Source organism: Ruegeria sp. AP12, from assembly GCF_056540025.1.
In genome coordinates this window covers 1-935 of sequence record NZ_JBQFVZ010000107.1, presented here as the reverse complement: position 1 = coordinate 935, position 935 = coordinate 1, and the positions used below count along the sequence as shown (strand labels likewise).

The 935-nt window shown below is 57.8% G+C and carries 1 protein-coding gene; it reads right to left on the bottom strand.

Translation table 11 applies throughout. The features are described 5' to 3' along the window. On the bottom strand, window positions 1–902 hold a 902-nt coding region (locus ACR0E6_RS21550; protein WP_480587154.1), incomplete at its 3' end, for a hypothetical protein. Window positions 903–935 lie beyond the last annotated feature (33 nt).

The following is a 935-nucleotide window of genomic DNA, read 5'->3' as shown; positions in this document are numbered from 1 at the left end:
GCATCCTTGTCGCGCGCTGCCGCGTCTTGCAGCGAAGTCAGGCTTTGCAAGGCGGAACTCCAATCTTCCGTTTGATCTCGTTCCGAATACCGTGCAGCGCCGATACGGGTCAGGCAGTCCTCTAGCTTGGCTGCATTCTTAGAGTCGCCGCCACGCGATCTCCAAAGCTCCAATGCGGTATAAGTGGCATTTAAATCATGCGCTTGAACGGCGGTCTTCAAGGCGTCCACCGCAAATCTCGGCGACGCCAGATAGCGATCACGGCGTGCCTCTCTCAAATCGCGGATGCCTGGGGAAAGAAAACGCCACAAAGCACCAAACGCGAAAAGGGTGATTGCGGCGAACGCAGCGAACTTCAGAACTTCGTCCAGACTGGGCGGCTGCCATTTCGGTGGCGCAAGCGTCAAGTCCGTCGCGGGAACTGAGGCTGTTTCGATCTGGTTGGTCTGCAGGTTGAACCAGTCGATGGAAACCTCGGGCAACTGCGCTTCACCTTCTTGCTGCGCGATATAAACGACCTCTTCCTGACGTTGGCCGGACAACACGCCACGTTCCTCGGATTCTGAAATCCGGGGTTCTTTGGGATAGGCGCGCAACAGCGGGCTTTGCTGTCGCGGTGTCAGAACCGGGATCAACAGCGGGGTTGTGCCAGAGATACGCGCAGTCAATTCGCGCGTGATGCCGTCACCGGCTTGCATGTCGGTCGGGCCTTCGAGTTTCTGCTCAAGGGTAAACCCAGTTGCGATGATCAACGGATCAAGACCTTCTGCGCCAGCCGGAATTTCGGCCGTTATCTTGACCGGAGGCAGGTCGACCGTGGCTTGAACCGGGGCACTTGTGTTGGGATCGGCATAGGTCACCGCAACCGTTTGCGCATCGAAGGTGATGTCGCCGGCGATCAACGGATACACCCTATAGCTACGCTGAACACCCGA